The organism is Paenibacillus sp. BIC5C1 (assembly GCF_032399705.1).
Lineage (GTDB): Bacteria > Bacillota > Bacilli > Paenibacillales > Paenibacillaceae > Paenibacillus > Paenibacillus taichungensis_A.
Genome location: NZ_CP135922.1, coordinates 2,621,143 through 2,645,096 on the forward strand (window position 1 = coordinate 2,621,143; position 23,954 = coordinate 2,645,096).

Genomic DNA, 23,954 nt, shown 5'->3' on the forward strand with positions numbered 1-23,954 from the left:
AAATCATCGGAACAACATTCAAAACTAACTAAAGGAGTGACCTGAATGATAAAGTCGCCTGGAGGTTCAATTTTTCCATATTATTATAAGGGTGGAGAAATCCATTGTCTTAAATATGGAAGTAAGTATAGAAAATATGATGAACTTTTTGAATTAATGAGAATGGAAGAAGAATTTATTTTTAAAGCTAATAAAAAACTGAAGATATGGATTGATCTGTACGAAACATCTATAACAGAAATGGTTCTTCAAGAACTTGTGAACAATCTAAATAACTTGAATGGCTATGTAAAGAAAATCTCATTTGTTGGACTTTCAAGTACAAGTAAATGGAAGTTAAAGCGCAAAATAAAGAATTTAAAACTAGAATATCCTGTTTCATATTTCTCAGATCCGGAGGAAGCAAAGACTTGGTTGATAAGTGAAAGATAGTGAATGTAGCTCAAAAAGGTGATATCACGTTATATGTAATAGCAACAAAGAAATAATAAAAAATTTTAAATTACTTTGGAGGTATGTCGAGATGGAGAGCAAAAAAATCGATAGTAATGAATTCCCGATATTGGAATTTGATGAATCTCGAGTTGCAATAATAGAGGCGTCTAATTTTATCAAGCCAAAAGAAGAATTTGAATATTGTGTAATAACATTCTTTCGAGATGTAATTGAAAAAATGAAAACGGAGGGAAAGTTGAAAGAAGTTGCATCTCTACATTGTGAGACTGTAGATTTGCCAATATATGAAACATATTATGAAGGAAAAAAAGTACATATTACTTTGGGGTATTTAGGTGCTGCGGGTTCAGCTGGATTCTTAGAAGAACTGATAGCCTATGGTTTTCAGAAATTTATAGTTTGTGGTGGTGCAGGTGTATTAAAAAAAGACATTGCTGTTGGACATGTAATAGTACCAGTTTCGGCCGTGAGAGATGAAGGAGTATCATACCATTACATTAAGCCATCAAGAGAAATTGAATGTAATCTAGAGGTATTAAAAATCATAGAGGACGATTTTAATATACATAATGTCAGTTATATAAAGGCCAAAACCTGGACGACAGATTCATTTTATAGAGAGACTAAAGAAAAGGTTGAGTTGCGGAAAGCAGAAGGGTGTGTAACCGTAGAAATGGAAGCAGCAGCATTTATGGCTGTTTCGCAATTTAGAAATGTAAAATTAGGTATTATCTTGTATGGCGGTGATGATTTAAGTGGTGTCGAATGGGATAGTCGAAGTTGGAATAGCAGATCAGAAATAAGAATAAACCTTGTTGAAATATCATTGCGGATATGCAGTTCTTTATAAAAGGAATAGCTATAGTATCCATTTATTAGTGTATTTATTAAAAGGGAAATGCTAAATAGACAAGCAGAAGTTAAATGTAAATATGACAACATAAATAAAATATGCGAAATCGAAGAAGGCAGTTACAACATATATAACACCGTATTCACGCTGCGTCCCCTGATGGGGCCTTGGTCTGCAAGGGGCATTTCGGAAAAGTGGATTCAGCAGTCAACCCTGCGAAGCCACCCGATCTTAGCGGACCTTAAGCCTCTGGGGTTCGTGAATACAACATCGTTATACGCCAATACCGATAAATATTAAAGATAATATTTAAGGAGATAATTTATGAAAGGTAAGGTACTCTTCTTATTTTTTATTACGATAATGTTTTCATCTTGTCAAAATATTAGTCAATCGACTATTTTGAATAGCGAAACTAAATCAATAATGAATTCTGAACTGCCTCCTGATGTAGAGAGTACAGGTAATGGAACCGAATCGAAAGAAGTAACTGAAGGTCGATCAGAGCCTTCTAACAATGAAGTGTTATCCATGAGAATAGGGAACTACGATTTGAAAGGAGAATTTTATGATGAAATGCTTCGAAATCCTATAGATCATGATTATGAAGTAGAATTTAATGAATTACAAAATTCCAAAGAGATTATTACAACAATGGGATGGGGGGAGCTGGAAGGCAAATATAAAGAGATTTGGGATAAAGAGTTGAATCAAATATATAAAAAGCTTCTTTCTAAGTTGGATAGAGAACCAAGAGATGCACTAATCGAATCTCAGAAAGAATGGTTAAAGTATCACTTAAGGGAAACAAAATTTGTAGAGGAGACATTTATTAACAATGGTTACCTTGGATCAAAAGGATCGGTAAGCCTAGGCACGGTTATACGGGAGAGAATTAGGGAAAGAACAATGCAATTATTTGAATATCGATATTTGCTAGATGGCAAAGTTGAGTTTTTATACCCAAGTAAAAAATAGAGTTGGAATCTTGATCACAGGTTTCTAGGTGATGCTTCGAAGACAGTAACGTCGCATAACAATGTATTCATGTTGTGTGGCTATCACACCTTGGTTGTCAGATGTATAATCATGGAAGAACACTCAGACAACAAACGAGCCAGCTTAAGATAAGATCTATCTAAGGCTGGCTCGTTTCGTGAATACAAGAACGTTACATGAAACTTTGGAACGACGACAAAAAAACAAATAAAGGAGATTAACTCAATGTGTACTAGTTTTGCTGTTCATTTAGACAAGACATTTATTGGTATGAACTTCGATATTTCTCGAAGACCCATCAAAATTGTTTTGATTGGTGAAGATCAACTTTTAGTTCTTCAGAAGGATGATGGACAATTTTATCCAGCATTCGGTTTGAATAGTAGTGGTACATTTATGAATTTACTAATGGTCGATCCAATTGAAGAAGGCAAATATAGACGTGGAAAGAATTGCGTACATATTATGAAATTGTTTGATGAAATTCTTTCTGGACGTATCGAGTTATCTCAATTAAGTGAATATTTAACCAATAACATAATTGTTAATGTCCCGAGTCATAGTGTCCACAGTTTGATAGCAGGGAGAAATAGGAAGACATATATTGTTGAGCCTGGAAGAAAGAACATCGATATTAATTCTTCTGATAGGGACTTCATGGTACTAACTAATTTTCCTGTATCGGATAATTTCGATAATGAATATAAGAAGGTTGAAGGATCAGGAAAGGATAGATATATAAAGGCCTATGAAGTCATTACAAATAACAAAGAAACATTTAATATTGCAACAGGCCTTAACTTACTCAAGGATACTGCTCAGCAAAGTGGGGATTATCCAACCCAATTTTCAATTATATTTGTTCCAGAAGAAAGTAAAGTTCATTTTACTTTGAATGGAGATTTTACAAAGATATTTGAATTCTCATTTATCAATAAGCAAATTCAGAGTATTGAAGGTTTTACATGCAATAAGAGTCTTAAACTTACCAAAAAAGGTGTACTACTTTCAGAACTTGAAGATTGGTAATGACTGTACAGATATAGGAATAGGATTTCGAGAGTTATTCAATGTCCGAAGCATCACATAACATTATATTCACGCGTAGGGCCTCGTTATCCGAAATTGGCATAAAGATAATAAGCCCATTGGAGGCGATACCATGGTAGAACACAAAATTGAATTATCCCAAGAAACACTAATTGGTTCATTTACTAAAGAAGTGGCTCCTATCCTTTCGGTGTCATCTGGTGATTCCATACGTTTTGAAACATTAGATGCTGGTTGGGGGACTGGGAAAAGTAATAGTGAAAGAAAGAAACCATTTTCAAGAAAAGAAAAAGTTGATGGCGGTCACGCCTTGGTGGGACCTATTTATATTGAAGGTGCTAAGAAAGGGATGACTTTAGAGATTGAGTTTAATGATATTATACCTGGGCAATATGGTTTTACTGCTGCAGGTCAATATCCTAATTGGCAAAATCAGAAGTTACATTTGACCGAATATAAGGAAATTAGCCTTGATTGGAAACTCGATAATAAATCCATGATGGGAGTATGTGAAATCAATGGCAATTCCTTCTCAGTTTCATTACGACCTTTCATGGGCGTTATTGGAATGCCTCCAGATGACATAGGAATTCACTCTACTTGGCCACCACGTTATTGTGGTGGGAATATTGATTGTAAAGAGCTTGTGAAAGGAAGCAAATTGTATCTTCCTATTTCTGTTGATGGGGGTTACCTTGCTATAGGTGATGGTCATGCTTTGCAAGGGGATGGAGAAATCAGTTGCCAAGCTATTGAATGTCCGATGGAGGTTGTAGATATAACTGTAAATTTGATTGAAGGCATAGATTTGTTAAACCCCCGAGCTAATACTCCTGCAGGTTGGATTACTTTTGGGTTTCATGAAGATCTTAATGAAGCAACCGTTCAAGCTTTAGATGGAATGCTTACCTTGATGGGTGAGTTGTATGGTTTAAATCGTGTTGAAGCTATTGCTTTAGGGAGTTCAGTTGTTGATCTACGTATAACGCAAATTGTGAATGGGGTTAAAGGGGTACATGCCTGTCTACCACATGGAATTTTGAAGTGATTCGAACGTAACTCGAAAAGGACGCCAATATCGTATTCACGCTGCGGGTATTCGCCCTGGATCCGACAGGAGTCGGAGCAAACGCTGGGTAGTAAAACACAAGGGAATGGACGTTGCAAATATATCAACTTTATGTGAAACCATAGTGCGACATTTAATGAAAGCATCTAAAGGAGGCTTGTATGAAGACAATTATCTATATGGTTAGGCATGGAGAATCACCATACAACGAAGGAAATGAAAGAACAAGAGGGCTTACCCCAAAAGGAAAGATCGATATTGAAAAAGTAACGAAATTACTTATAGGTGAAGGAATAGATATGATTATATCAAGTCCTTATACTCGAGCAATTCTGAGTGTTGAGGGATTGGCCGAGCACTTAAAGTTAGATATTAAAGTATTTGAAGATCTTAGAGAACGACATTTTGCATCTTATAATATTGAAAATGCAGAGTTAATGTCTAGTATCAGAGAGAGTTTTAATGATTTTGATTATACCTTGCCGGGTGGAGAGTCCAATGCTGATTGTCAGAAAAGAGCACTCTCAGTTATAAACCCCCTCCTAAAAGAGAACAGAGGGAAGAAAATAGCCATCGGGACTCATGGTCTTGTGATGACTTTGATGATGAATCATTTTGATTCAGCTTTTGGTTTGGAGTTTTTGAATCAATTAAAGAAACCAGATATTTATAAAATGCAATTCGAGGACTTAGAATTAGAAGAAGTAACAAGAATGTGGAATGATTAGATTTCCTAAGGAATATAAAGAAAACTGTGACATTACATGACAGAGTATTCACGCTGCGAGCTCGGCGTCGTGAATACAGGAACGTTATATGAAAACATCCAAATAATTAAAACATCTTAGAAGGATGAAAAGATAAAATGATAAAATCTATTAGTATTGATGAATCGATTGGGGCCACATTTAAGGAAGAAATCGTTGTGAATCCTACATGGACGGACACTTTAAGTTTTTTAAGAAAACTCGATGGAGATAAATTTACATTAGTATTTTTTGAGATATCAGACACGGATTCAGCATTAGTTGGAGGCGGACCTGAATATTTCATTGTGTCTATTACAATTGATGATACTATATATACTCTTATGAACGATAAACTGGGCAACAGTGAAATTTCTCTGGTTGCTGGTGGTCAGTTAGGCAATTATTGCGACAACATTTGTATAGAATTAATTCCCATGCTTGAAGTAATAAAGTATTTTTATGAAACTGGAAAAATACTCGAAGCACATATATGGAAACAAGAATAAAGAATAATAATTATTTTGATGTAACTCGAAGAAGTGAGTGACTTCAAATAATGTCGAATTCAACGTATCAGTTTTCGGGTTAAAACCGAATGCTTTACATCGCTGTACGTTCACTTATGGTGGCTCTCAAGATGCTCCGAAGGAAATGGGGACATATGAGGAATTAGAAACCCAAGTTCATGGAGATATAGTTCTTGATGATGATGTGGAAATTTTAGTAGCTGACCCATCGTTCAAAGGAACAGAAATAGGAAATTACTTAGAGCAAACCTGCATCAACTATTCCATTGAACTATTTTGGCATATGGGATTTGAGATGCGTGCAGAGGAAGTGCCCTCTGATTTTAGAGGTCCAAGCATGCCCTCATTAGCGAAGCGAATCGCAAGCAACGGTAACATTGACGCAAGTGTAATCGGGAGTGCTGTCAACGATTTGAAATGCAATCCTGGTCTCTGGTCTGACAGAGGTAATTACGAAGAAGTGCTTCAGGAATTAAAATACATGTGGCATATACTCGTTCGATATGGTAAATCGATTGCTGATCAGAGTAATTGATTTTTACTGAAGATTATTAGAATCATAGACACTTTAAATATAACTCGCGCAAAGGAAGATGAGAAAATGGATAAAGGGAAAATTATATTTTTGAATGGCGTAACCAGTTCAGGTAAAACTTCAATCGTAGAAGCGATGCAAAATTACTCTGAACCCTTTTTTTATGTTGTGGCCAATGATCTTTTTGAAAATACGATTGGTGATAAACATTTGCAAAAAGACTACTGGAAGTATTTAAGTGAAGCCATCATTCTAATGTATCATACAGCAAAGTTATTTTCCGATCATGGAAAGAATGTTTTAATCGATGGGATACTTGTTGAAAGACCTGAATTAAAGCCGCACTATGATAAAGTTCAAGATATATTTGATGGATATTCTTTGGATATCGTTGAGGTGTACTGCCCATTAGATCTTTGTCGTAAGCGAAATATAGAACGTAGTGACAGAAGAAAAGATCAATCCGATGAGCAAACTAAAATAATGTCGCAACACATTCACTATAGCTTTTCAGTCGATACGAGTTTGAATACGCCGGAAGAATGTGCAGAAATAATTATCAAATCAGTATTCAAAAAATAATTTAATTGATTGAAAATATCAGTTCAAGGAAGCAGAATCAGGAAAACACACTTCAAACTTTCAGTTGAGGGGGAGGAAGAAGCATGGGTTCAAGAATAATGCATCTGATTGTGGCGAATAGAATTGCAGATTCCTTATCTATAGTAGATAAAACACCTTTTTTACTTGGAAATATTGCACCGGACGCAGTTACAACAAAAGATTCATCACATTTTTTTGCTGGTGAAATTCAGGATTATTCAAGAAACGTAGACTATAAAGGATTTTACATAAGTATCGATCACAGGCAGAGGACCTTTATGTTCTGGGTTATTTCACACATTTAATTGCCGATGATATATGGTTGAAAGGTTTTAATTTACCTTGGTTAAGGAACAGAATGGAAGCTAATGAGGTTATATAAACAGTATCATAACGACTTTAAATTATTGAATGGGAAGTTGCTTGAACATTATGGATATGAAGAGGAATTAAGAAACAGGCTCAATTACATTCCAACAATACCGGATTTAGAAGAAGTTAAATCTACAGATGTCGAGAAGTTTGTGCCATATGTATTTAATGATTTGAATTATGACAAAGAAATTTTGATAGAAGCCCTCCTTAATGTTTTTACTTTTGAGCAGATCATTGGATACTTAGAGACATCAGTCGATATGGGATTATTGAATATGAAGTATTTAAAGATAAAGTATAATTTGTAAGTAATTTCATGAATTCTGAAGCATCCCATAACAATACATCCACGTATCGTAACCGCCTGATAGCTGCTCGGTCTATAGTCATGAGAGAAAGTACACCGAAATGTCATGTGGCTCGAAGTTGTAAATATAATAATTAATCTAACGGACAGATTAATAGTAAATGAAGGAGTAAACTATAATTCGCCGAATACTATTTAGGTATAAATAAGTAAAGGAGGATTATATTATGTGGTTTTGTTGTGTGTATAAAAAACCGATAAGAATCCGTAATCTCCCTCAATATTAAAAATTGAGGAGGATTAAAATGAGAATAAATAACAATTATTTAAAAGAACAATTAAAGCATGTGTATTGGTTAAATGGTGGTTGTTGCGCGGGAAAGACAACGATGACACAGAAATTTGTTGCAGAGTTAGGATTTCAAACATTGAGCGATGATGTCTTGAAGTATAGACCATTCACTAATCCGACTGAATATCCTGCTCTTCAATATCCCCATCCCGGTTTAAACTGGGAGGAGTGGTTTAATAGGCCAACTGATGTGGTATTTCGGTGGCTTTGTGAAATCGTTGTAGAGATGATGGGATTTTTCGTTATTGATTTATTGAAGATGCCGACGGATAAACCAATCATTATCGATTTAGGAATATTGCCTGAACATATCCTACCCTTTATTCCTAAAGAAAGAATGATGTGTCTTTATACATCTGATGAAGAAATAGAAAGGCTATATTACTTTAGAGAAGATCACAAGATGATTTTGGACGTTATTAACCTTACATCAAATCCAGCGGAAACGATTAAACATAGCAACAAAACTATGGTGAAATTCTCCCATGAAATTAGAAATGCCTGCGTTAATAACAATATCAAAACACTTGAAAGAACACCTGACTTAGGTATAGAAGAACAATTCAGATTAGTTTGTGAGCATTTTGAATTATGATATGAGCATCTTTTGTTAATTTTATATGTAATACGGGTCAGGCTACCGATATAAGGTAGCCTGTTTAAATAACGGGACATGATAGTTTGGTCATAGTGAATTATAAAAATTATGCACCTCCTGACGTCCTGTCTTTAGTCAAGGATATGAGCCGAAAGCAGATAACAATATGTTTACGCAGCGGCTTCTTACGGAACCTTGGTCTGCGGAATGAATTTCAGGGAAGCTTGCACAGAAAAAGATTCGATTTCGTCGAACATCTTTAATGCAGGAGCGTTATGTGAATACCCAAAATATACAAGGAGCGAAAAATGAAAAAAAGTATAGTGTTTATATTATTCATTTCAACCTTATTAATGGGGTGTAACAAGAACGAGCTAATATATAACGCCCCAACCAATGAACAAATCACTGATTATGTAAATAGTCATCGTTTAGATTTACAAGATAGTATATGGATTAAGGAGTCAGCAATCATTTTGCTCGAAAATTCATTAATAACCCTTTATACAGATCAACATGGGAAGGTATACGACCAAAAATTATCGTGGGGAATAAATTATTCAAATCCTGTGTTTGTAGGAAACGGAAACCCATATATAGCAGTCATAGTTAATAACAAAATGCTAAGCTCTGGAGCTGATCGTATTTTAATTACCTATACTGATGGTAAGTCCTATTCAAGAGGGATTACGGAAAAGAAGGGTTATTTGATTCCTAATACTCAAATTAGTGAAGTAGAGAACTTAGTAATATTCGACAATGAGGGTAAAGAACTTTACAAAAAGTAAACGGAATAGCCCCTTCAGTTACGAATTGATCTTTAACACCGAACTTTGGGAGTAAGAAATATTGTTTATTTAAAGTATTAAGGCGCATAGTGTTGTATTAAGAAGACGTAAAAAAATTATATTATATGGGTGATTATAATGAAGATTATTTTCAAGAATTTCGATGATTCTTATTATGAACAAGTGTGCGATTTTTTGATTGAATTATCAAAAGATGACCGTAGGCATATCAATTGGAACTGGGCAAGGTGGGAGTGGATGTTTTATCATCCTGATTTCAATCGAGACTTAATGGATAAGATTGGCTTATGGTACTGTAATGACGAGTTAGTAGGGATAGCAACGTATGACCACTATTTTGGTGAAGCATTTTTTGCTACTAAACAAGGGTTTGAAGAAATAGAAGAAGATATATTAGAATATACCACTACTACTTTCAGGAATGAAAATGGCCTTGGGATTGCGGTGAATGACAAAGATACTCATACTCTAGATTTATTGCGCAGTAAGAAGTTTGTGGAGAATGATCTGTCTGAAAACATACTTGAACTTACACTAGAGAATGTTAGCCTTGATTATGTAATTCCTGAAGGTGTAATACTAAAAAATATAGATATAGAAAATGACTTATATAAGCTTCATCATTTGTTATGGAAGGCATTTGAAAATGAAGGATCTGTACCTACGGATGAAGCTGCTATAAGTAAGCAAAAAAGAATGTTGTCAGCAAGAAATATGAATTCATTCCTACATATTGTTGCTGAAAATGAAGACGGGGAATACGTTGCTTATTGTGGCTTATGGTACAGTCAAAAAACGGATTATGTTTATGTTGAACCTGTATGTACAATTCCGGAGTATCGGCAGAAGGGGCTTGGAAAAGCAGTGGTATTAGAAGCCTTGAAAAGAGGTCGATCCTTAGGTGCTGAAAAAGCATATGTTATTTCGGATAGTTCTTTCTACAAGTCATTAGGTTTTCAACAGCACTCTCATTATACTTTCTATTGGTATAACATTTGATACTTTCTTGAAACTCTCGGGTTCGTAGGGAACGTTATCTAAAGAGAAAGAATTGTGAGAAAGGATGAACGCATGGATATTCAGGACCTCCCAATTGAAATAATAGAACAAATCGGAAAAGTTCAGAAAATTACTTTTCCGAGGCAAGGTCATACTTCTATCGTGGCTATTTTGGATACGCCCGATAAAAAGTACGTGATTAAAAAGACAGAAAACGATCTCTATAATGAATGGTTGTCAGAAGAATACAAGGTGCTTCAATATCTTTATCATACGGGACTACCAGTTCCGCGAGCATATTCATATCATGTAGAGAATAAAGCGAGATGGCTTTTAATGGATTATATTGATGGAATAAGTTTGAGAGAATTTCTATCTAAAGAGCCCAATCACAAAAATAAAGAAAAAGCTATTTTTAACTTTGGACTTTGTTTAAAGAAAATACATGAATGTTCTTGCCCTGTTGAATTATTGACGAATGATAAACCTTGGTTAGATACAATGCTAAATAAAGCAGAATTTAATCTGACTCACTTTGCAGTAGACGGAACAGATGAATTACTTAAACGATTGAAAGAAGTAAGACCTAAACCAATAGATAACAGTTTGATTCATGGAGATTTTACAATAGATAATGTATTAGTTAATGAAGGCAATATAGTTGGAGTTATCGATTGGTCAGGAGCTACATACGGGGATCCAAGATATGATGTAGCATTGGCAATTAGACCAAAATATAATGCTTTCGATAGTGATAGAGATAAAGAAATATTTTTTAACGCATATGGCAAGTTAAAAATAACGGATGAAGAGTATAACTACTTTGAAGATGGATTATATAGCTTCTTTTAGTTCCCTTCGCAACGTCTTATCAGATAATACCATGTTGAGGCATCGAGCCATTTGCCTTTAAGTCGGTGAAGGTTCATAAAATACAGTGAATGAATGGGATCTCGTGGTTGATTGTCCAAAAGAATTTAATAAAAGAACTATTAATGAAGAATGGTTTGAATTATGAGATTAGAGAAGAACTTCGTAAGTTAATTCAATGATGATAATTAAAACATAATATTTGTTGCTCAAGGAGTGCTGACTGCAAGATCGATTACGAAGAGGCATTAAGTAAACGAATGGAGCTGCGAACATAATTATATTGAGGGGGTTATCATGGTGTATAAGCATAGTGTTTATGAAACAAATAGCTTCTATTGGAATACAAAAAGAAATGACTTTTTAAGAGCAATCGTGCTTCCTTTTTATGGAGCATTTGTTACAGAAGAAAAATGCCAACTTTTTGGCGATGTCTCAGGTAAAAAGATGTTAGAGATCGGCTGTGGAGATGGCCAATCTTTGCAATATCAGGGAGAGCGTAAAGCATCTGAACTATGGGGGATGGATATATCTGAAAGACAAATTGAAAAGGCAACACAACATTTGAAAGCGTGTGGCCTTTCAGCAAGATTGATCTGTTCTCCCATGGAAGAAGAATGTGACCTCCCCGTGGATTATTTTGATTTTGTTTATTCGGTTTACGCCATAGGCTGGACAACCGATCTTGAAGGTACCTTTTGTCGGATCGCTTCATATTTAAAAAAAGATGGCATATTTATTTTCAGTTGGTCTCATCCAATTCACAAATGTGTTGTTGATGAAAATAATAGATTGGTTTTTAACAAGTCTTATTTTGATGAATCTTGGTATTCGGTCGCTCCTGATTTTGTTCAAGGCGAGCTAACTTTGTCTGATCGTAAACTATCAACCTATATAAATGCGTTAGCTAAAGCAGGGTTTGTTATTGAACAAATGATTGAAGAAACCGATCAGGAAATAATCCAACTGCATGATGAACATAATGATCTTGTAGAAAGAGCGAAAATGTTTCCTGTAACCTTCGTTATCAAAGCAAGAAAACTTTGAAATTACTAATAGATCCAAAAAAATATTATCTATGGAGGTATTCATGGTAACGTTAAAATTACATACAGAGAAACCGATTCTACAATCTGAACTAATGGGTCTTTATCAAGATGCTGGTTGGTGGCCTAACCGAGATGAGAATGGAATATTACAGCTACTTGTTAGCGGTGTTGCAGTAGGAGCTTGGAAAGATGATATATTAATTGGTTTCTGTAGGTCTATTTCAGACGGAATATATCGGGCTTATGTAGAAGATGTTGTTGTATTAAGTACGTACAGAAATAAAGGAATAGGAGAACTAATGGTCAAAAGACTTTTAGATGAACTGAAAGATATTGATGTTATTAGTTTGTTTTGTACAGAGGATTTGGATGGTTTTTACGAATTGTCAGGATTTAAACGGACAAAGCAAATTGTAATGCATTATAAGAATCAAGGAAATTAAAAAAAATCAAAGAAGATGGGTACTTACTTAGGAATAAGGGAGAATGTGACAATGTTTAAATACGAAATTGATGAATCTTCTTATTTATCGCTATTGGAAATTAAAGATGCAGAGCAATTATATAATTTGATTAACAGTAATAGGGATCATATAGGTGAGTGGCTGAAGTTTCCTAGTATCACTGTAGAAGCGGATGATTCAAAAACCTTTATAGAAAGAACACGGATAAGATATGCCAAGGAAGAGGGTTACTGGTTAGGAATATGGAGTGAGGATAAACTTGTGGGTTCTATAGGTTACTTATATCTAGATCAAGAGAACAAAAAAACTGAAATCGGATATTGGCTAGGTAAAGAATATGAGGGTAAGGGATTAATTACTAAATCTATTAAAGTACTAATAAATCATGCTTTTGACGAACTGAAATTAAATAAAATTGAAATAGGAGCAGCTACAAACAATATAAAGAGCCGTGCAATTCCTGAGAAATTAGGGTTTAAACGTGAAGGTGAACTCAGAGATTACGAGTATATCAATGGAAGGTTTCTAGATAGAATAATCTATGGATTGAAAGCTAATGAATGGAGAACGGATTAGTACTTCTTATAGAAAGTATATGATATCATCCGAGATTAAACTTTTTACAGCGGTGCTTATGCCCCTTGTCATTCAATTAACAATAAGGGAAGTTGACTCTGACGACTCAGAACTGCCTTAAGCCAGTACGGATGTGTTTAAATAGTGAGTTTTAATTCTGCTTGAAAGGATTGAATTAAAATGAACAATTCTTGGACTATTTGTATTTCAGGAGAATATGACTTGAATTTTATAATGTATGTGGCTAGTGCACATGGATTATTAACAGATGGATTCGATGACGCAGCCTGGCCTAATAGTAAATCTTTAAATGTTGAGCAAAGTAATGAAAAATTTAAAGAGCAATGGAAGGAGCTATGGAATGAGAGCATCTATAAAAAGGGGGAGCGGAGAAAAGGAAAACACCAAAATTTAATTATCGATCCTCCTGATTTTTCAATGATTAGAGAGGGAGACTTAAAGGCCGTCCTGATTAATATGTGGCCGTCATTCATTAAATGGTGGAATATGCCTGCTGGCGGTCAAATTGCAATGCATTATTGGGAAGCTCAACCCGATCTTTTAGCTTTTGTACAAGAATTCGAAAGTCAAGTCGGAAGAAAAATAAATCCATTTAGGTTAGATGTTGATTTAGTATATACAGGTTTAAAAGCACCTATTGAAGTAAATGAACAATTTATAGTCATGCCAATTAAACTTGAGTATTTATGGAAGAAAGATTGGTGGATAGAGAGATTTAAAGATTATTATTGAGTAATTCGAGGAGGGTACAGTATGTCAAGATCGGTTTATATCATTTCGGGTCCCGCCGGTGTAGGGAAATCTACTACATCAAAGAAACTTGTTGAACATTTGGATCGCAGTTCATATATATCTGGTGATGATATTAGTCATCTACCTGTAAACGGGAGGGAAAAGCCTTGGATCTGTCGAGAAACTCATAAGCTGACTTGGATAAATATATTAAGTTTAGTGAAGAATCTACTAGAATTTAATTACGATGTTGTTATAGATTATGTGACGTTTCCGTCGGAAGCTTACTGGTTAGCTAGTGAACTGGAGAGTATGAATGTAAGGATCATTTATGTTGTATTTATGGTCGATCAAGAAACAATTATAAGAAGAGATCAGTTAAGAGAACCATCGATACAAATGGGAGAACGAAGCGTGATCCTATTGAATGAATTTAGAGAAGTATTAAAAGAAGAGAGACATATATTAAATACCCAAGAATATTCTGTTGATCAGGTAGACGAAGTAATTGAAGAGATATTAAACAATACTAGATTTTTGATAAGCTAATTTGAAGAAGTTAAGAAGTGAATTAGACGAGGCAGCTTAGGATACATTCGCACCTGATAACCGCAACGAGCTCTTTCTTTCGAATCTTCAATTGGTGATGGACTTCATTTATACGAGAACGTATTCTAAATAAACCATAGTGAAGAAGGTGCACCTTTCATTGCTTAACCTAAAAATATCAAATAATAAAGCATTCTTTGAACTAAATGATTATGTCTCACAGGTAAAGAATAAAATATCTGCTACTGCTGCTGCCACATATATTATTCATAATGATCGTATCGTGAATGAATGGTACTCAGGAGTACATGGCAATTCTAAACATAGTCGATTCGTTGATGAGGAATCACAATTTAATGTTGCTTCAGTTCGAAAAACATTCTTAGGATTTGCTATTAGTCTTGCATTATATGAAGGTAAAGTCAGAAGTATAGATGATCTTGTTGTGGACTACTTGAATGAGTTAGATAGGGAAGCATTAAGCCATATAACCATACGACATTTGTTAACCCACACTCATGGTTTAGGTAATCTGCATAATAGATTATTTCTTCAAGGAACTGACTGGAAGTACAATAATATTGGTGTTAATCTGCTAATTGAGATTATTCGGAAAGTTTATAAAATGCCTTTATCACAATTACTCGAAGAGCGTTTATTCTCACCTAGTGGCTTTAGTCAAACAGGATGGAGGAAGGAAAATAATGAAAAATTAGTGTGGATTAATGAACTATATAAGGATGATCAAGGTAACCAAGCCAACTTATTTATGAGCATAAAGGAATTGGCATATTGGGGTTATCTGCATTTGAATAAGGGAGCTATAAACGGGAAGCAGATACTTCCTAAAGAAATATTTGAGCAAACAACCACTATTATTAGTCCTCCTGATCTGGAACAACAATTGCCGAGAAACGGTTTTTTTTGGTTTGTGCAAGATGAACCGCGCTCTAATACAGAATTAGGTGATAAACTTCCACACGGTTCTTTTCAGTCTCTTGGCGCCACTGGATGTGCCTGTCTTGTCATTCCTAAGTGTAAAACTGTAGCGGTAAGAATGTATAATCAGATTGGACAAAACCCATTAGGGTACGACTATCTTGAGGATATCAAAACATTTGGGGATTTGGTCTGTAAGTACATAGAAGATATATAAACCGTGAACTTGGCTTAAATGATATTGATAAATTTTACTGGATAAGAATGTATGTTCTGATATAATTGAACTGAGAATAGTAAATCTCTTCCTCTAATTTTGGTTACAAATAAAAACAGTGAGGTGAGTGAGATGGAACAAAGGAATGCGCCAGAGCTAAGAATTGAACTATGGGATGAAGGAGATCTAGATTTGCTTCGCCGATTAAATTCGCCTGAGATGACAGTACACTTCGGAGGACCAGAGACTGAGGAGAAAATCCTAGCTCGCCATAAGCGCTATTATGAAATCGCACAAAATGGAACAGGGAAAATGTTTAAGATTCTCTTGCTTCCGCATCTTGAAGTCGTGGGTAGTGTAGGATATTGGGATCAGACGTGGAAAGAAGAATCTATTTACGAGATAGGTTGGAGTGTTTTATCGGAATATCAAGGTAGAGGAATAGCGACAGAAGCAACAGCGAAGGCCATAGCTTCTATCCGTTCTGAAAAGAAGACACCTAAATTCATTCACGCTTTTCCTAAAACCAAGAATCCCGCTTCGAATGCCATTTGTCGCAAACTGGGCTTTTCGTATATTGGTGAGTGTGATTTTGAATACCCTATTGGAACTACCATACGATGTAATGACTGGAGATTGGCAGTCGAGGAAAATTAAGATCAAGTGCATGGAGGAAATTTTATATCAGTTGCACGGCTTTCTCCATATTTCAGGGCAGATGAGAGACCATCTGCTTTTTTTTGCTTGATTTACTTCATATATGTAATAATATGGTTAGCACATAGTGAATATAATTTCCTGATAAGGACAGGATAGGTGCCTGGTTTCTATGGATTTATTTTTATTTGAATCCAAGAGACGCTGAGTGAAACTACTTAAACCATTAAGGAGAACTAAAATGTTTCAGTTTCCCAAGTTAGAAACAAAAAGACTTGTATTAAGAGAATTAACAGAGAATGATTCCACAGAACTATTTCAATTTTTTTCATTGGATGAAGTTACGAAGTATTATGATGTGGAGAGTTTTACAACCATTAAACAAGCAGAGGAATTAATTCAAAGATGGAGTGAAAGATTTGAAACAGGTCAAGCCATTCGTTGGGGAATCACTTTGAAGTCTGAAAACAAAGTAATCGGAACATGTGGCTTTCATGGCTGGATGAAAAAACATTATAAAGCTGTCATTGGATATGAACTAACACCAGAATATTGGCATCAAGGTTTTATGACCGAGGTGGTTGAAAAGGTAATTGAATATGGCTTTAATACGCTTGGTTTAAACCGAATTGAAGCATTTGTAGAACCGGAAAATGTGGGATCAAGAAAGGTTCTTGAGAAAATCGGCTTCAGAGAAGAAGGCATATTGAAGGAAAATTATTATTGGAAGAATCGATTTGTTGATAATGCCATTTATGCATTTCTCAAGAGTGATTATAAAGTTCATTAATAGCTAACGAAAGAAGGATAACCAGATGATTACAATCAGATTTGTTTCAAATGAGGATATCCCACATATTCAATCTATAGCTCAAGAAACATGGAATTATACTTATAAAGAGATATACTCCGAAGGCTACATACAAAATTTTCTAAGCAGAGCATATTCAGATGAGAATTTAAGTCGATCTGTCGCTAGAGATCTTCAAAGTGCCAAACGGAGTTTTTTAATAGCAGAATTTAATGGCAGAATCGTTGGCTATGCTCAAACAAGACAAGTCAAAGAAGAAGAATATGAATTACTAAGAATCTATATACGGCCAGAATATCACAAAATGGGAATAGGTAAAGAGTTTATTCAGAGATTCACTCAAATTTTAAAGCCAATAAATATACTGTTTGCCTGGGTAGGGAAAGAGAATCATATAGGAAGGGCATTTTATGAGAAAAGTGGATTTAAAGAAATAGAAGAGATGATCGAAACCATAGAAGGGCACAGCAAAACGCAAGTTAAATATGAATTGGAAATCTCCAAGGGAAAGGTGGTTTCATAAATGTTTTTTCTTCAAATGTCGGGATTTCCTGGTTCCGGTAAGTCGACTCTTTCAAGACGGATAGCTAAAATAACGGGTGCCATAATTATTGATCATGATATCTCCAAGTCTTCCATATTAAAATCTATTGGGGATAGTAATTTAGAATTAAAAGTTCTAGGTATGACTTCATATAATATTGATTGGGCGCTGATAGAGTTTTATCTCTCCCAAAGTTATGACGTAATATTCGACAGTCCATGCTTTTATTCCGAGATGATTGAAAGAGGTTCATCATTAAGTAAGAAGTATAATGCTAAATATAAGTACGTTGAATGTTACCTGAATGACTATCAGGAAATAAGTAAAAGATTACAAAATCGAGAACGGATGATAAGTCAGATTTCGGGCACATCTGAAGAAGAGTTTGAAAATAATGTTAATGAAAGTAAGAGACCTAATGATATTCAATGTTTGCGTATTGATTCGTCACAACCTATAGAGAAATATTTAAATAATGTTTTAAATTATATTGATGAAGAATAAGTAAAGTGTTGTGAAATCGAAGATCCAATGAGAAAAATGCAAACGCTTTAAAACATTTCCCGACAGTCGTGATTCTAAGAATAAAGAAAGTAGGCTGAATTTGATGGTGCATGACATCTTATTACATAAATTTCAATATAGTACACTGACTGAGCTTACCGGAGGTTACACCAACAGCAGTATTTTACTTGAGGGATCAGATCCCCTGGTCGTAGCAAAGATTTTCAATGCTCATAATCGTGATGCGATAACAGAATTTAACTGTTTAACCCTATTGAATAATTCAGGTGTGTCGCCAAAGATTCATGATTTTTTTGAAGACAACGGTTCACAGTACATTATTATGGACTACGTGCACGGAATTAACAGCCAGAGATTTCTTGATGATGGAGACTTTCATAGAGCTAAGGAAATCTACGAGTTGCTTGGAATTCATCTTGCAAAAGATATTCACTCATTAAAATGGAGAGATGGTGACCCTGACCTGCCAATCATAGAACTAATAAATATTGATATTGATGATCTTAACTATGTACCGAATAATCAAAAGGAACAAGTAAAACAGATACTTAATGGATCAGTTATAGGGGAGAAAACCTTAATCCATGGAGATTATGGACCGCATAATGCAATTTTATCTAATAAATTAATATCTATTATTGATTGGGAGTGGGCAGGCTGGGGGAATCCACTGCAAGATGTCGCATGGGTAATATGGTTTGTACATTTACATTATCCAAACTTCTCTCGTGAGTTGTCTGAGATTTTTATTAATGCGTATAGTAAATTTTCAGATCTTAAGATTACAAATGAATTAGTGAAGGTATACTCAGTTTCAAGAGTAATTAATGTTTTAGATCGGATAAAGTACACAAATGAAGAAGTGAAAAATGAATGGCTAAAAAGATTGGAATGGACATTGGAAACCAACTTTGTAGGATGATTCGTGGATGAGGCACCCCTTTACATAACATCGTTTTTACACTTGTGCAGGACGATTTAAAATTATTTTAAAACTAATATCCCAAGAGAGGACTAGATATATCTATGAATCCACCTAAGCATATCGTTTCAGCGGCAGCGATTGTGATGAATGAAAACAATGAAATTTTGCTAATTCGGGGACCTAGAAGAGGATGGGAAATGCCTGGAGGGCAAGTGGAAGAAGGAGAATCCATACAAGATGCGGCAGTCAGGGAGACAAAAGAAGAATCGGGGATTGATATAGAGATTATTCGATTTTGTGGAATATTCCAGAATGTGAAGGGTTCAATCGTGAATACATTATTTTTAGCAAGACCGATTGGGGGAGAACCCCTAGTAACTAGTGAAAGCCTAGAAACAGGGTATTTTCCAATAGAAGAAGCATTAAATAAGGTGACTTGGAAGAATTTTAAACAGCGAATTGAATATTGTTTAAAGCCAGATTCGCAACCATTTTATATTGAATTTTAAACCTTCTAACACAAAAAAAGGAGATGGACCTATCTATTCTTATAGATCTCTAGTGAATGAAGACTTAAAAAGTATAAGTTCTTTTCCACAGTCAAAGAACGAATTTAGATGAACAAAAAATAATAACTATACAAATGAAGTTAGAGATTTAGAATGCATTCAAGAAGAACGAAATCGCATTTTATACGTGTAATGTTGGGAACTAACATAGAAGCAAAACATTAAATTAGCTTTAATAACGGAGGATGATATGAAATGGAAATCTCATTATCCAAAGCAGGTCTTAAAGAAGCTTCAATCATTCACGAAATGCAAATAAAAGCATTCATGCCTCTATTAAATAAATATAAAGACTATGAAACAAGCCCAGCAAATCAAACGGTAGAACAAATAGAAGATCGAATAAATCAAAGCTATACAGATTATTACCTAATAAGAGAAGCAAATATTCCTGTGGGAGCCATTCGAATAGTAAAAAAGGAGAATAAAATCTATCGAGTAAGCCCTGTATTTATTTTACCCGACTATCAAGGGAGAGGGATTGCACAAAAAGTATTTTCAATGATTGAAGCTAGATATAGCGATGCAACAATATGGGAGTTGGCTACAATCTCAGAAGAGAAGAGGAATTGTTACCTTTATGAAAAATTAGGATATAGGCAGAAGGGTGATACGAAACAAATTAACGACAAAATGACAATTGTGATTTATGAAAAACGCATGATTTAGGTAATCAAAAAAAACTCAAACACTATAGTTCACAACATTAAAGCAGATGAGCAAATTTAGAACGTCCATTGAGTTATAAAGAAAATTTGAAACTAATAAAGGACTGATTGCATGTGCTATGTTAATTCAAGAGCTATCATTCAAAGATCTGGTAACGAAGCAACGGAGATTGTCACACAAAGAAGAACAAAGACGGACTCTTCTTTTCAGTTTGAACTTCCTGGAGGTAGAATTGAACCGTTTGAATCGTTGGTCCAAGCTCTGGTAAGAGAGGTTAAAGAAGAAACTGGATTAGATGTTTATGAAATTGAAGGAACTGAAACAAGAATTGATACAACTGGAATAAATCCTGAATTTGAAGTGGAATGTCTTAGACCATTCGCTGCTTATCAAACCATTAAGGGGCCGATTTTTCCGATGTTGATCGTGCTGGAATTAAGTATTACCTGAATCATCAAGGATTTTGAGAGGAGCTGGATTGATGGATTTTATATATGGAGAATACCTTATCAGTGATAACAAAGAACTTATGGACATCCATGCGGTAAAGGGTTTTTTATATAGAAGCTATTGGGCCAATAAGAGATCCGATGAAAAAATTGAAAAGTCTATCCATTCTTCAATATGTTTTGGGATTTATAAAGAAGAAATTCAAGTTGGTTTTGCAAGGATTGTCACAGATGATGCGACAATGTATTGGCTTTGTGATGTTTTTATTCATGAGGAATATAGGGGCCAGGGACTTGGTAAGAAACTGATTGAAGTGATTACACAATCGGAGCGCTTTAAAGATTTAATGGGGTTACTCGGAACATTAGATGCACATGAATTATATGAACAATATCAATTTAATAGAAATAGTGAACGCTTCATGATAAGACTTCCTGATTATTTGAGGGCGTGATGACTTTGAAGAGAGCTGTTAATTTTCTTTCTTTGATCATCGGAATAGTTTTTATAGCCCTTGGAGTAATACCAGCTATTTTTGACTATCCCTACAGTGATGAACAAAACTCCGGGCCGGCAAGCTTTTGGGAACTGATTCTAATCACTAGTTACGAACAATGGATATTGTTTCTGATTGTTGGTCTGATATTAAGTCTGTTTAACGTGTTACAACTACGAAAGATATGAAGGAGGATTCATCAATGTACAAACTTAAAACAAAAGAAACAGACAACAGCGTCATTGAATTTATTGAAAGTGTTGATAGTCCCAAAAAACGTGAAGACGCGTACCAACTATTGGATATTTTCACTGAAACAACAGGGTATAAAGCAAAGATGTGGGGACCGAGTATTATTGGATTCGGCTCCTATCATTATAAATATGAATCTGGTCATGAAGGTGACGCACCACTGGTGGGCTTTTCTCCTCGAAAAGCAAAAATCAGTTTGTATTTTGCGACAGGTGATGCAGAGCGAGAGAATCTGTTAAAAGACTTTGGAAAACATACGACAGGAAAAGCATGTGTATACGTCAATAAAGTTGCAGATATCAATCTAGATGTTTTACAAGCGTTGATCAACCAATCTATCAGGTTTTTGAAAGAAACCTATCCGAATCATTAATTCCTGTTCACTGTTATTATTGGAGGTCACGTGATGAAAGAAGAAAACATTTATGTACGATGGGCGAACGAAAATGATGCAGAGGAGCTACTAAAGCTCAATGATGCTTTTAATGGAGTAGGTACAACCATGGAAGACGTAAAAGAGAGCCTTGAGTTATCTAATGAGTTGATTGCTCTAGCTGTGATTGAGGATCAGGCAGTTGGATTTGCTTGTGCTCAATATTTTAAATCTTTTTGTTACCGTGGACTCCAGGGAGAAATCACAGAAATGTACATTACCGAAGTTGCCCGGAGAAGAGGATTAGCTCGTTGCTAATTGCTTTTATAGAGGAGGAACTTAGAGAAAGAAGTGTTACCAGTATAAAGATCCTGACAGGCCAAAGAAATGAAATAGCTATAAAGACATACGAAAAATCAAACTGTACAAGAACGGAAGAAGTGTTGCTACAAAAGAAACTATAAAACACAAAGATATTGGATGATGATCTAGAGGGAATTTAAATATGGATTAGATATGGGGCGATGAAATCTAAATCTTGAGAAGGAGGACTTAAAATGAAATTTATTGTGTCTGCAAGTGTGATTGTCCTTAATGAGAACGATGAAATCTTACTTATGAAGGGACGAAGAGGCTGGGAAATGCCTCAAGGCTGTGTGGAAGAAGGCGAGACCATCACACAAGCTGCTATTCGAGAGGTGAGGGAAGAAACTGGCATTGATATTGAACTTATTAAGTTTTGTGGCCTTTATCAAAATACTATGCGAGGAGTATGTAACAATATATTCACTGGAAAACCGATTGGAGGAACGCTAACTACAAGTATTGAAAGTGATGAGGTTGGTTTTTTTACACTAGAACAAGCCAATGAAATGATAACCTGGGGGAATTTTAAGGAGAGAATTCACAAAGCATTGGATGAGAGCGCTCATCCCATTTTAGTTGAGTTCTCTGAATAACATATGGGTGAAAGTATCTTGAAAAACAACATTGTTGTTGTGGTTAAGGGAGTCATTGAAAATAAAGGTAGGGTACTGATATTAAAACGTTCTGGTGCAGATGAAGTTTCGGCGGGAAGCTGGGAAACAGTTGGTGGAAAGATCGATTTTGGAGAAGAATTAGAGGAAGCTTTGGCTCGTGAAGTGAAAGAAGAAGCAGGAATTAATGTGAGTGTTGAGAAGTTACTATTTGCTACTACTTTTTTTACGGATCCGCATAGACAGATCGTATTACTGACATATTTGTGCAGAGCAATAGATGATCAAGTGATACTTTCAGAAGAACATAGCGAATATATGTGGGCAACCCGATCAGAGTTATATGACTATTTACCACAGACTATTTTAAATGATTTTAAAAAATATAACGTAATCGATACCGTTGAAATCATAGCTGAACAATATGATCTCAAGTAACTCATTAATCTACTCCAACGAAATATATTTCGGCAAACGAAAGGGATATTTGAATGAACCCAATTACTATAGAACCAATCGATAAAACGAATTGGGAAGAGGCGATCGCGATCTCTGTACTTGAAACGCAAGTAAATCTTGTACCGACGGTCATCGAATCTTTAGCATATGCCTACGTGAAGCCTTGGGATGCAGCTTTTGATCCATATCTTTTGCGTGAAGGCAATAAAGCTTTCGGTTTTTTCTATTTATCCTACACACCAGCAAGTACGGATAATTATTGGATTGGAGGATTTCAAATAGATAAGGACTATCAAGGAAAAGGATTAGGAAGTCAGTCACTTTATACGATACTTGATTGTATCCAGAACAAACATCCACAATGCCAAATCATCTCACTAACCGTAGAAAAAAATAATGCTCTTGCAAGAATATTATATGAGAAGATCGGATTTATTAATCAGGAAATGGAAAATCAGGATGGTGAAGTAATATATAAAATGAAATTGAAATAAGTAGAAATCTGTCATTTTGAAGGTGCAATGATCCATTTTAATAAAAAAGGTGGGG

General features: G+C 35.1%; 32 protein-coding genes and 2 pseudogenes. All 34 read left to right on the plus strand.

From position 1 onward, the window contains the following. Positions 1-45 precede the first annotated feature (45 nt). The 34 genes and pseudogenes from RS891_RS12050 to RS891_RS12215 all read left to right on the plus strand — a co-directional run bounded on the left by RS891_RS12050 (position 46) and on the right by RS891_RS12215 (position 23,899). The gene (locus tag RS891_RS12050; protein ID WP_113052544.1) at positions 46-432 is read left to right on the plus strand and encodes a hypothetical protein; all 387 of its coding nucleotides are present in this window, start codon (positions 46-48) and stop codon (positions 430-432) included. Between the two features lie 91 nt (positions 433-523). Continuing rightward, positions 524-1,306 carry a nucleoside phosphorylase gene (locus RS891_RS12055; protein WP_113052543.1) on the plus strand — a complete coding sequence of 261 codons (783 nt, stop codon included), beginning with the start codon at positions 524-526 and terminating at the stop codon, positions 1,304-1,306. Between the two features lie 327 nt (positions 1,307-1,633). Then, entirely contained in the window at positions 1,634-2,287 is a 654-nt protein-coding gene (locus tag RS891_RS12060; RefSeq protein WP_315795376.1) for a lysozyme inhibitor LprI family protein, read from the plus strand. 246 nt (positions 2,288-2,533) lie between these two features. Beyond that, positions 2,534-3,337, plus strand: coding sequence for a hypothetical protein (locus RS891_RS12065; protein ID WP_315795377.1), 804 nt, complete (start codon positions 2,534-2,536; stop codon positions 3,335-3,337). Positions 3,338-3,470: 133 nt separating this feature from the next. Further along, positions 3,471-4,406 (plus strand): acetamidase/formamidase family protein, encoded by a 936-nt coding sequence (locus RS891_RS12070; RefSeq protein ID WP_315795378.1) that lies wholly within the window; start codon positions 3,471-3,473, stop codon positions 4,404-4,406. Between the two features lie 182 nt (positions 4,407-4,588). Beyond that, the gene (locus RS891_RS12075; RefSeq protein ID WP_315795379.1) at positions 4,589-5,155 is read left to right on the plus strand and encodes a histidine phosphatase family protein; all 567 of its coding nucleotides are present in this window, start codon (positions 4,589-4,591) and stop codon (positions 5,153-5,155) included. A 137-nt stretch (positions 5,156-5,292) separates the two neighbouring features. Next, positions 5,293-5,682, plus strand: coding sequence for a hypothetical protein (locus tag RS891_RS12080; protein WP_315795380.1), 390 nt, complete (start codon positions 5,293-5,295; stop codon positions 5,680-5,682). A 58-nt stretch (positions 5,683-5,740) separates the two neighbouring features. Continuing rightward, positions 5,741-6,238, plus strand: a pseudogene (locus RS891_RS12085) (DUF3626 domain-containing protein); the annotation flags it as partial. A gap of 66 nt (positions 6,239-6,304) precedes the next feature. After that, entirely contained in the window at positions 6,305-6,820 is a 516-nt protein-coding gene (locus RS891_RS12090) for a phosphotransferase-like protein (RefSeq protein WP_315795381.1), read from the plus strand. 83 nt (positions 6,821-6,903) lie between these two features. Next, positions 6,904-7,524, plus strand: a pseudogene (locus RS891_RS12095) (zinc dependent phospholipase C family protein). Between the two features lie 304 nt (positions 7,525-7,828). Further along, a complete protein-coding gene (locus RS891_RS12100) occupies positions 7,829-8,470 on the plus strand; it encodes a DEAD/DEAH box helicase family protein (protein ID WP_113052534.1) in 642 nt (213 codons plus the stop codon). Positions 8,471-8,781: 311 nt separating this feature from the next. Next, the gene (locus RS891_RS12105; RefSeq protein WP_315795382.1) at positions 8,782-9,261 is read left to right on the plus strand and encodes a hypothetical protein; all 480 of its coding nucleotides are present in this window, start codon (positions 8,782-8,784) and stop codon (positions 9,259-9,261) included. Between the two features lie 138 nt (positions 9,262-9,399). After that, the gene (locus RS891_RS12110; protein WP_315795383.1) at positions 9,400-10,281 is read left to right on the plus strand and encodes a GNAT family N-acetyltransferase; all 882 of its coding nucleotides are present in this window, start codon (positions 9,400-9,402) and stop codon (positions 10,279-10,281) included. A gap of 54 nt (positions 10,282-10,335) precedes the next feature. Beyond that, complete coding sequence (locus RS891_RS12115) at positions 10,336-11,133, plus strand: phosphotransferase family protein (RefSeq protein WP_315795384.1); 798 nt, start codon at positions 10,336-10,338, stop codon at positions 11,131-11,133. A 315-nt stretch (positions 11,134-11,448) separates the two neighbouring features. Beyond that, positions 11,449-12,198, plus strand: a complete 750-nt coding sequence (locus RS891_RS12120) for a class I SAM-dependent methyltransferase (protein ID WP_315795385.1) — start codon at positions 11,449-11,451, stop codon at positions 12,196-12,198. 43 nt (positions 12,199-12,241) lie between these two features. Next, positions 12,242-12,643: a GNAT family N-acetyltransferase gene (locus RS891_RS12125; RefSeq protein WP_315795386.1), complete on the plus strand. Its 402-nt coding sequence runs from the start codon at positions 12,242-12,244 to the stop codon at positions 12,641-12,643. Positions 12,644-12,694: 51 nt separating this feature from the next. Next, the gene (locus tag RS891_RS12130; protein ID WP_315795387.1) at positions 12,695-13,240 is read left to right on the plus strand and encodes a GNAT family N-acetyltransferase; all 546 of its coding nucleotides are present in this window, start codon (positions 12,695-12,697) and stop codon (positions 13,238-13,240) included. Positions 13,241-13,420: 180 nt separating this feature from the next. Then, positions 13,421-13,993: a hypothetical protein gene (locus RS891_RS12135; RefSeq protein ID WP_146752112.1), complete on the plus strand. Its 573-nt coding sequence runs from the start codon at positions 13,421-13,423 to the stop codon at positions 13,991-13,993. Between the two features lie 21 nt (positions 13,994-14,014). Further along, complete coding sequence (locus tag RS891_RS12140) at positions 14,015-14,542, plus strand: AAA family ATPase (RefSeq protein ID WP_113052528.1); 528 nt, start codon at positions 14,015-14,017, stop codon at positions 14,540-14,542. 160 nt (positions 14,543-14,702) lie between these two features. After that, on the plus strand, positions 14,703-15,698 hold the full coding sequence (locus tag RS891_RS12145; RefSeq protein ID WP_315795388.1) for a serine hydrolase domain-containing protein: 996 nt from the start codon (positions 14,703-14,705) through the stop codon (positions 15,696-15,698). Between the two features lie 132 nt (positions 15,699-15,830). Continuing rightward, positions 15,831-16,355: a GNAT family N-acetyltransferase gene (locus RS891_RS12150; protein WP_113052526.1), complete on the plus strand. Its 525-nt coding sequence runs from the start codon at positions 15,831-15,833 to the stop codon at positions 16,353-16,355. A 241-nt stretch (positions 16,356-16,596) separates the two neighbouring features. After that, positions 16,597-17,145 carry a GNAT family N-acetyltransferase gene (locus RS891_RS12155; RefSeq protein ID WP_315795389.1) on the plus strand — a complete coding sequence of 183 codons (549 nt, stop codon included), beginning with the start codon at positions 16,597-16,599 and terminating at the stop codon, positions 17,143-17,145. 25 nt (positions 17,146-17,170) lie between these two features. Next, the gene (locus RS891_RS12160; RefSeq protein ID WP_315795390.1) at positions 17,171-17,689 is read left to right on the plus strand and encodes a GNAT family N-acetyltransferase; all 519 of its coding nucleotides are present in this window, start codon (positions 17,171-17,173) and stop codon (positions 17,687-17,689) included. Next, positions 17,690-18,214 (plus strand): P-loop nucleotide/nucleoside kinase family protein, encoded by a 525-nt coding sequence (locus RS891_RS12165; RefSeq protein WP_315795391.1) that lies wholly within the window; start codon positions 17,690-17,692, stop codon positions 18,212-18,214. It begins immediately after the preceding gene. Between the two features lie 103 nt (positions 18,215-18,317). Further along, a complete protein-coding gene (locus tag RS891_RS12170; RefSeq protein WP_315795392.1) occupies positions 18,318-19,157 on the plus strand; it encodes a phosphotransferase family protein in 840 nt (279 codons plus the stop codon). 104 nt (positions 19,158-19,261) lie between these two features. Further along, positions 19,262-19,669, plus strand: coding sequence for an NUDIX hydrolase (locus tag RS891_RS12175; protein ID WP_315795393.1), 408 nt, complete (start codon positions 19,262-19,264; stop codon positions 19,667-19,669). 255 nt (positions 19,670-19,924) lie between these two features. Continuing rightward, complete coding sequence (locus RS891_RS12180) at positions 19,925-20,398, plus strand: GNAT family N-acetyltransferase (protein WP_315795394.1); 474 nt, start codon at positions 19,925-19,927, stop codon at positions 20,396-20,398. 111 nt (positions 20,399-20,509) lie between these two features. Then, positions 20,510-20,848, plus strand: coding sequence for an NUDIX hydrolase (locus RS891_RS12185; protein WP_315795395.1), 339 nt, complete (start codon positions 20,510-20,512; stop codon positions 20,846-20,848). Between the two features lie 31 nt (positions 20,849-20,879). Next, the gene (locus tag RS891_RS12190) at positions 20,880-21,302 is read left to right on the plus strand and encodes a GNAT family N-acetyltransferase (RefSeq protein WP_113052518.1); all 423 of its coding nucleotides are present in this window, start codon (positions 20,880-20,882) and stop codon (positions 21,300-21,302) included. 244 nt (positions 21,303-21,546) lie between these two features. Further along, positions 21,547-21,969 (plus strand): DUF1801 domain-containing protein, encoded by a 423-nt coding sequence (locus tag RS891_RS12195; RefSeq protein WP_113052516.1) that lies wholly within the window; start codon positions 21,547-21,549, stop codon positions 21,967-21,969. A gap of 33 nt (positions 21,970-22,002) precedes the next feature. After that, positions 22,003-22,287, plus strand: a complete 285-nt coding sequence (locus RS891_RS12200; protein WP_315795396.1) for a GNAT family N-acetyltransferase — start codon at positions 22,003-22,005, stop codon at positions 22,285-22,287. A 239-nt stretch (positions 22,288-22,526) separates the two neighbouring features. Then, a complete protein-coding gene (locus tag RS891_RS12205) occupies positions 22,527-22,928 on the plus strand; it encodes an NUDIX hydrolase (protein WP_315795397.1) in 402 nt (133 codons plus the stop codon). 18 nt (positions 22,929-22,946) lie between these two features. After that, the gene (locus RS891_RS12210; protein WP_113052513.1) at positions 22,947-23,384 is read left to right on the plus strand and encodes an NUDIX hydrolase; all 438 of its coding nucleotides are present in this window, start codon (positions 22,947-22,949) and stop codon (positions 23,382-23,384) included. 53 nt (positions 23,385-23,437) lie between these two features. Then, positions 23,438-23,899: a GNAT family N-acetyltransferase gene (locus tag RS891_RS12215; RefSeq protein ID WP_315795398.1), complete on the plus strand. Its 462-nt coding sequence runs from the start codon at positions 23,438-23,440 to the stop codon at positions 23,897-23,899. Positions 23,900-23,954 lie beyond the last annotated feature (55 nt).

Bases quoted from the DNA above. Each gene is read 5' to 3' on its own strand.
- RS891_RS12050 (WP_113052544.1), top strand. From the start codon at position 46: ATGATAAAGTCGCCTGGAGGTTCAATTTTTCCATATTATTATAAGGGT.
- RS891_RS12055 (WP_113052543.1), top strand. From the start codon at position 524: ATGGAGAGCAAAAAAATCGATAGTAATGAATTCCCGATATTGGAATTT.
- RS891_RS12060 (WP_315795376.1), top strand. From the start codon at position 1,634: ATGAAAGGTAAGGTACTCTTCTTATTTTTTATTACGATAATGTTTTCA.
- RS891_RS12065 (WP_315795377.1), top strand. From the start codon at position 2,534: ATGTGTACTAGTTTTGCTGTTCATTTAGACAAGACATTTATTGGTATG.
- RS891_RS12070 (WP_315795378.1), top strand. From the start codon at position 3,471: ATGGTAGAACACAAAATTGAATTATCCCAAGAAACACTAATTGGTTCA.
- RS891_RS12075 (WP_315795379.1), top strand. From the start codon at position 4,589: ATGAAGACAATTATCTATATGGTTAGGCATGGAGAATCACCATACAAC.
- RS891_RS12080 (WP_315795380.1), top strand. From the start codon at position 5,293: ATGATAAAATCTATTAGTATTGATGAATCGATTGGGGCCACATTTAAG.
- RS891_RS12090 (WP_315795381.1), top strand. From the start codon at position 6,305: ATGGATAAAGGGAAAATTATATTTTTGAATGGCGTAACCAGTTCAGGT.
- RS891_RS12100 (WP_113052534.1), top strand. From the start codon at position 7,829: ATGAGAATAAATAACAATTATTTAAAAGAACAATTAAAGCATGTGTAT.
- RS891_RS12105 (WP_315795382.1), top strand. From the start codon at position 8,782: ATGAAAAAAAGTATAGTGTTTATATTATTCATTTCAACCTTATTAATG.
- RS891_RS12110 (WP_315795383.1), top strand. From the start codon at position 9,400: ATGAAGATTATTTTCAAGAATTTCGATGATTCTTATTATGAACAAGTG.
- RS891_RS12120 (WP_315795385.1), top strand. From the start codon at position 11,449: ATGGTGTATAAGCATAGTGTTTATGAAACAAATAGCTTCTATTGGAAT.
- RS891_RS12125 (WP_315795386.1), top strand. From the start codon at position 12,242: ATGGTAACGTTAAAATTACATACAGAGAAACCGATTCTACAATCTGAA.
- RS891_RS12130 (WP_315795387.1), top strand. From the start codon at position 12,695: ATGTTTAAATACGAAATTGATGAATCTTCTTATTTATCGCTATTGGAA.
- RS891_RS12135 (WP_146752112.1), top strand. From the start codon at position 13,421: ATGAACAATTCTTGGACTATTTGTATTTCAGGAGAATATGACTTGAAT.
- RS891_RS12140 (WP_113052528.1), top strand. From the start codon at position 14,015: ATGTCAAGATCGGTTTATATCATTTCGGGTCCCGCCGGTGTAGGGAAA.
- RS891_RS12150 (WP_113052526.1), top strand. From the start codon at position 15,831: ATGGAACAAAGGAATGCGCCAGAGCTAAGAATTGAACTATGGGATGAA.
- RS891_RS12155 (WP_315795389.1), top strand. From the start codon at position 16,597: ATGTTTCAGTTTCCCAAGTTAGAAACAAAAAGACTTGTATTAAGAGAA.
- RS891_RS12160 (WP_315795390.1), top strand. From the start codon at position 17,171: ATGATTACAATCAGATTTGTTTCAAATGAGGATATCCCACATATTCAA.
- RS891_RS12165 (WP_315795391.1), top strand. From the start codon at position 17,690: ATGTTTTTTCTTCAAATGTCGGGATTTCCTGGTTCCGGTAAGTCGACT.
- RS891_RS12170 (WP_315795392.1), top strand. From the start codon at position 18,318: ATGGTGCATGACATCTTATTACATAAATTTCAATATAGTACACTGACT.
- RS891_RS12175 (WP_315795393.1), top strand. From the start codon at position 19,262: ATGAATCCACCTAAGCATATCGTTTCAGCGGCAGCGATTGTGATGAAT.
- RS891_RS12180 (WP_315795394.1), top strand. From the start codon at position 19,925: ATGGAAATCTCATTATCCAAAGCAGGTCTTAAAGAAGCTTCAATCATT.
- RS891_RS12185 (WP_315795395.1), top strand. From the start codon at position 20,510: ATGTGCTATGTTAATTCAAGAGCTATCATTCAAAGATCTGGTAACGAA.
- RS891_RS12190 (WP_113052518.1), top strand. From the start codon at position 20,880: ATGGATTTTATATATGGAGAATACCTTATCAGTGATAACAAAGAACTT.
- RS891_RS12195 (WP_113052516.1), top strand. From the start codon at position 21,547: ATGTACAAACTTAAAACAAAAGAAACAGACAACAGCGTCATTGAATTT.
- RS891_RS12200 (WP_315795396.1), top strand. From the start codon at position 22,003: ATGAAAGAAGAAAACATTTATGTACGATGGGCGAACGAAAATGATGCA.
- RS891_RS12205 (WP_315795397.1), top strand. From the start codon at position 22,527: ATGAAATTTATTGTGTCTGCAAGTGTGATTGTCCTTAATGAGAACGAT.
- RS891_RS12215 (WP_315795398.1), top strand. From the start codon at position 23,438: ATGAACCCAATTACTATAGAACCAATCGATAAAACGAATTGGGAAGAG.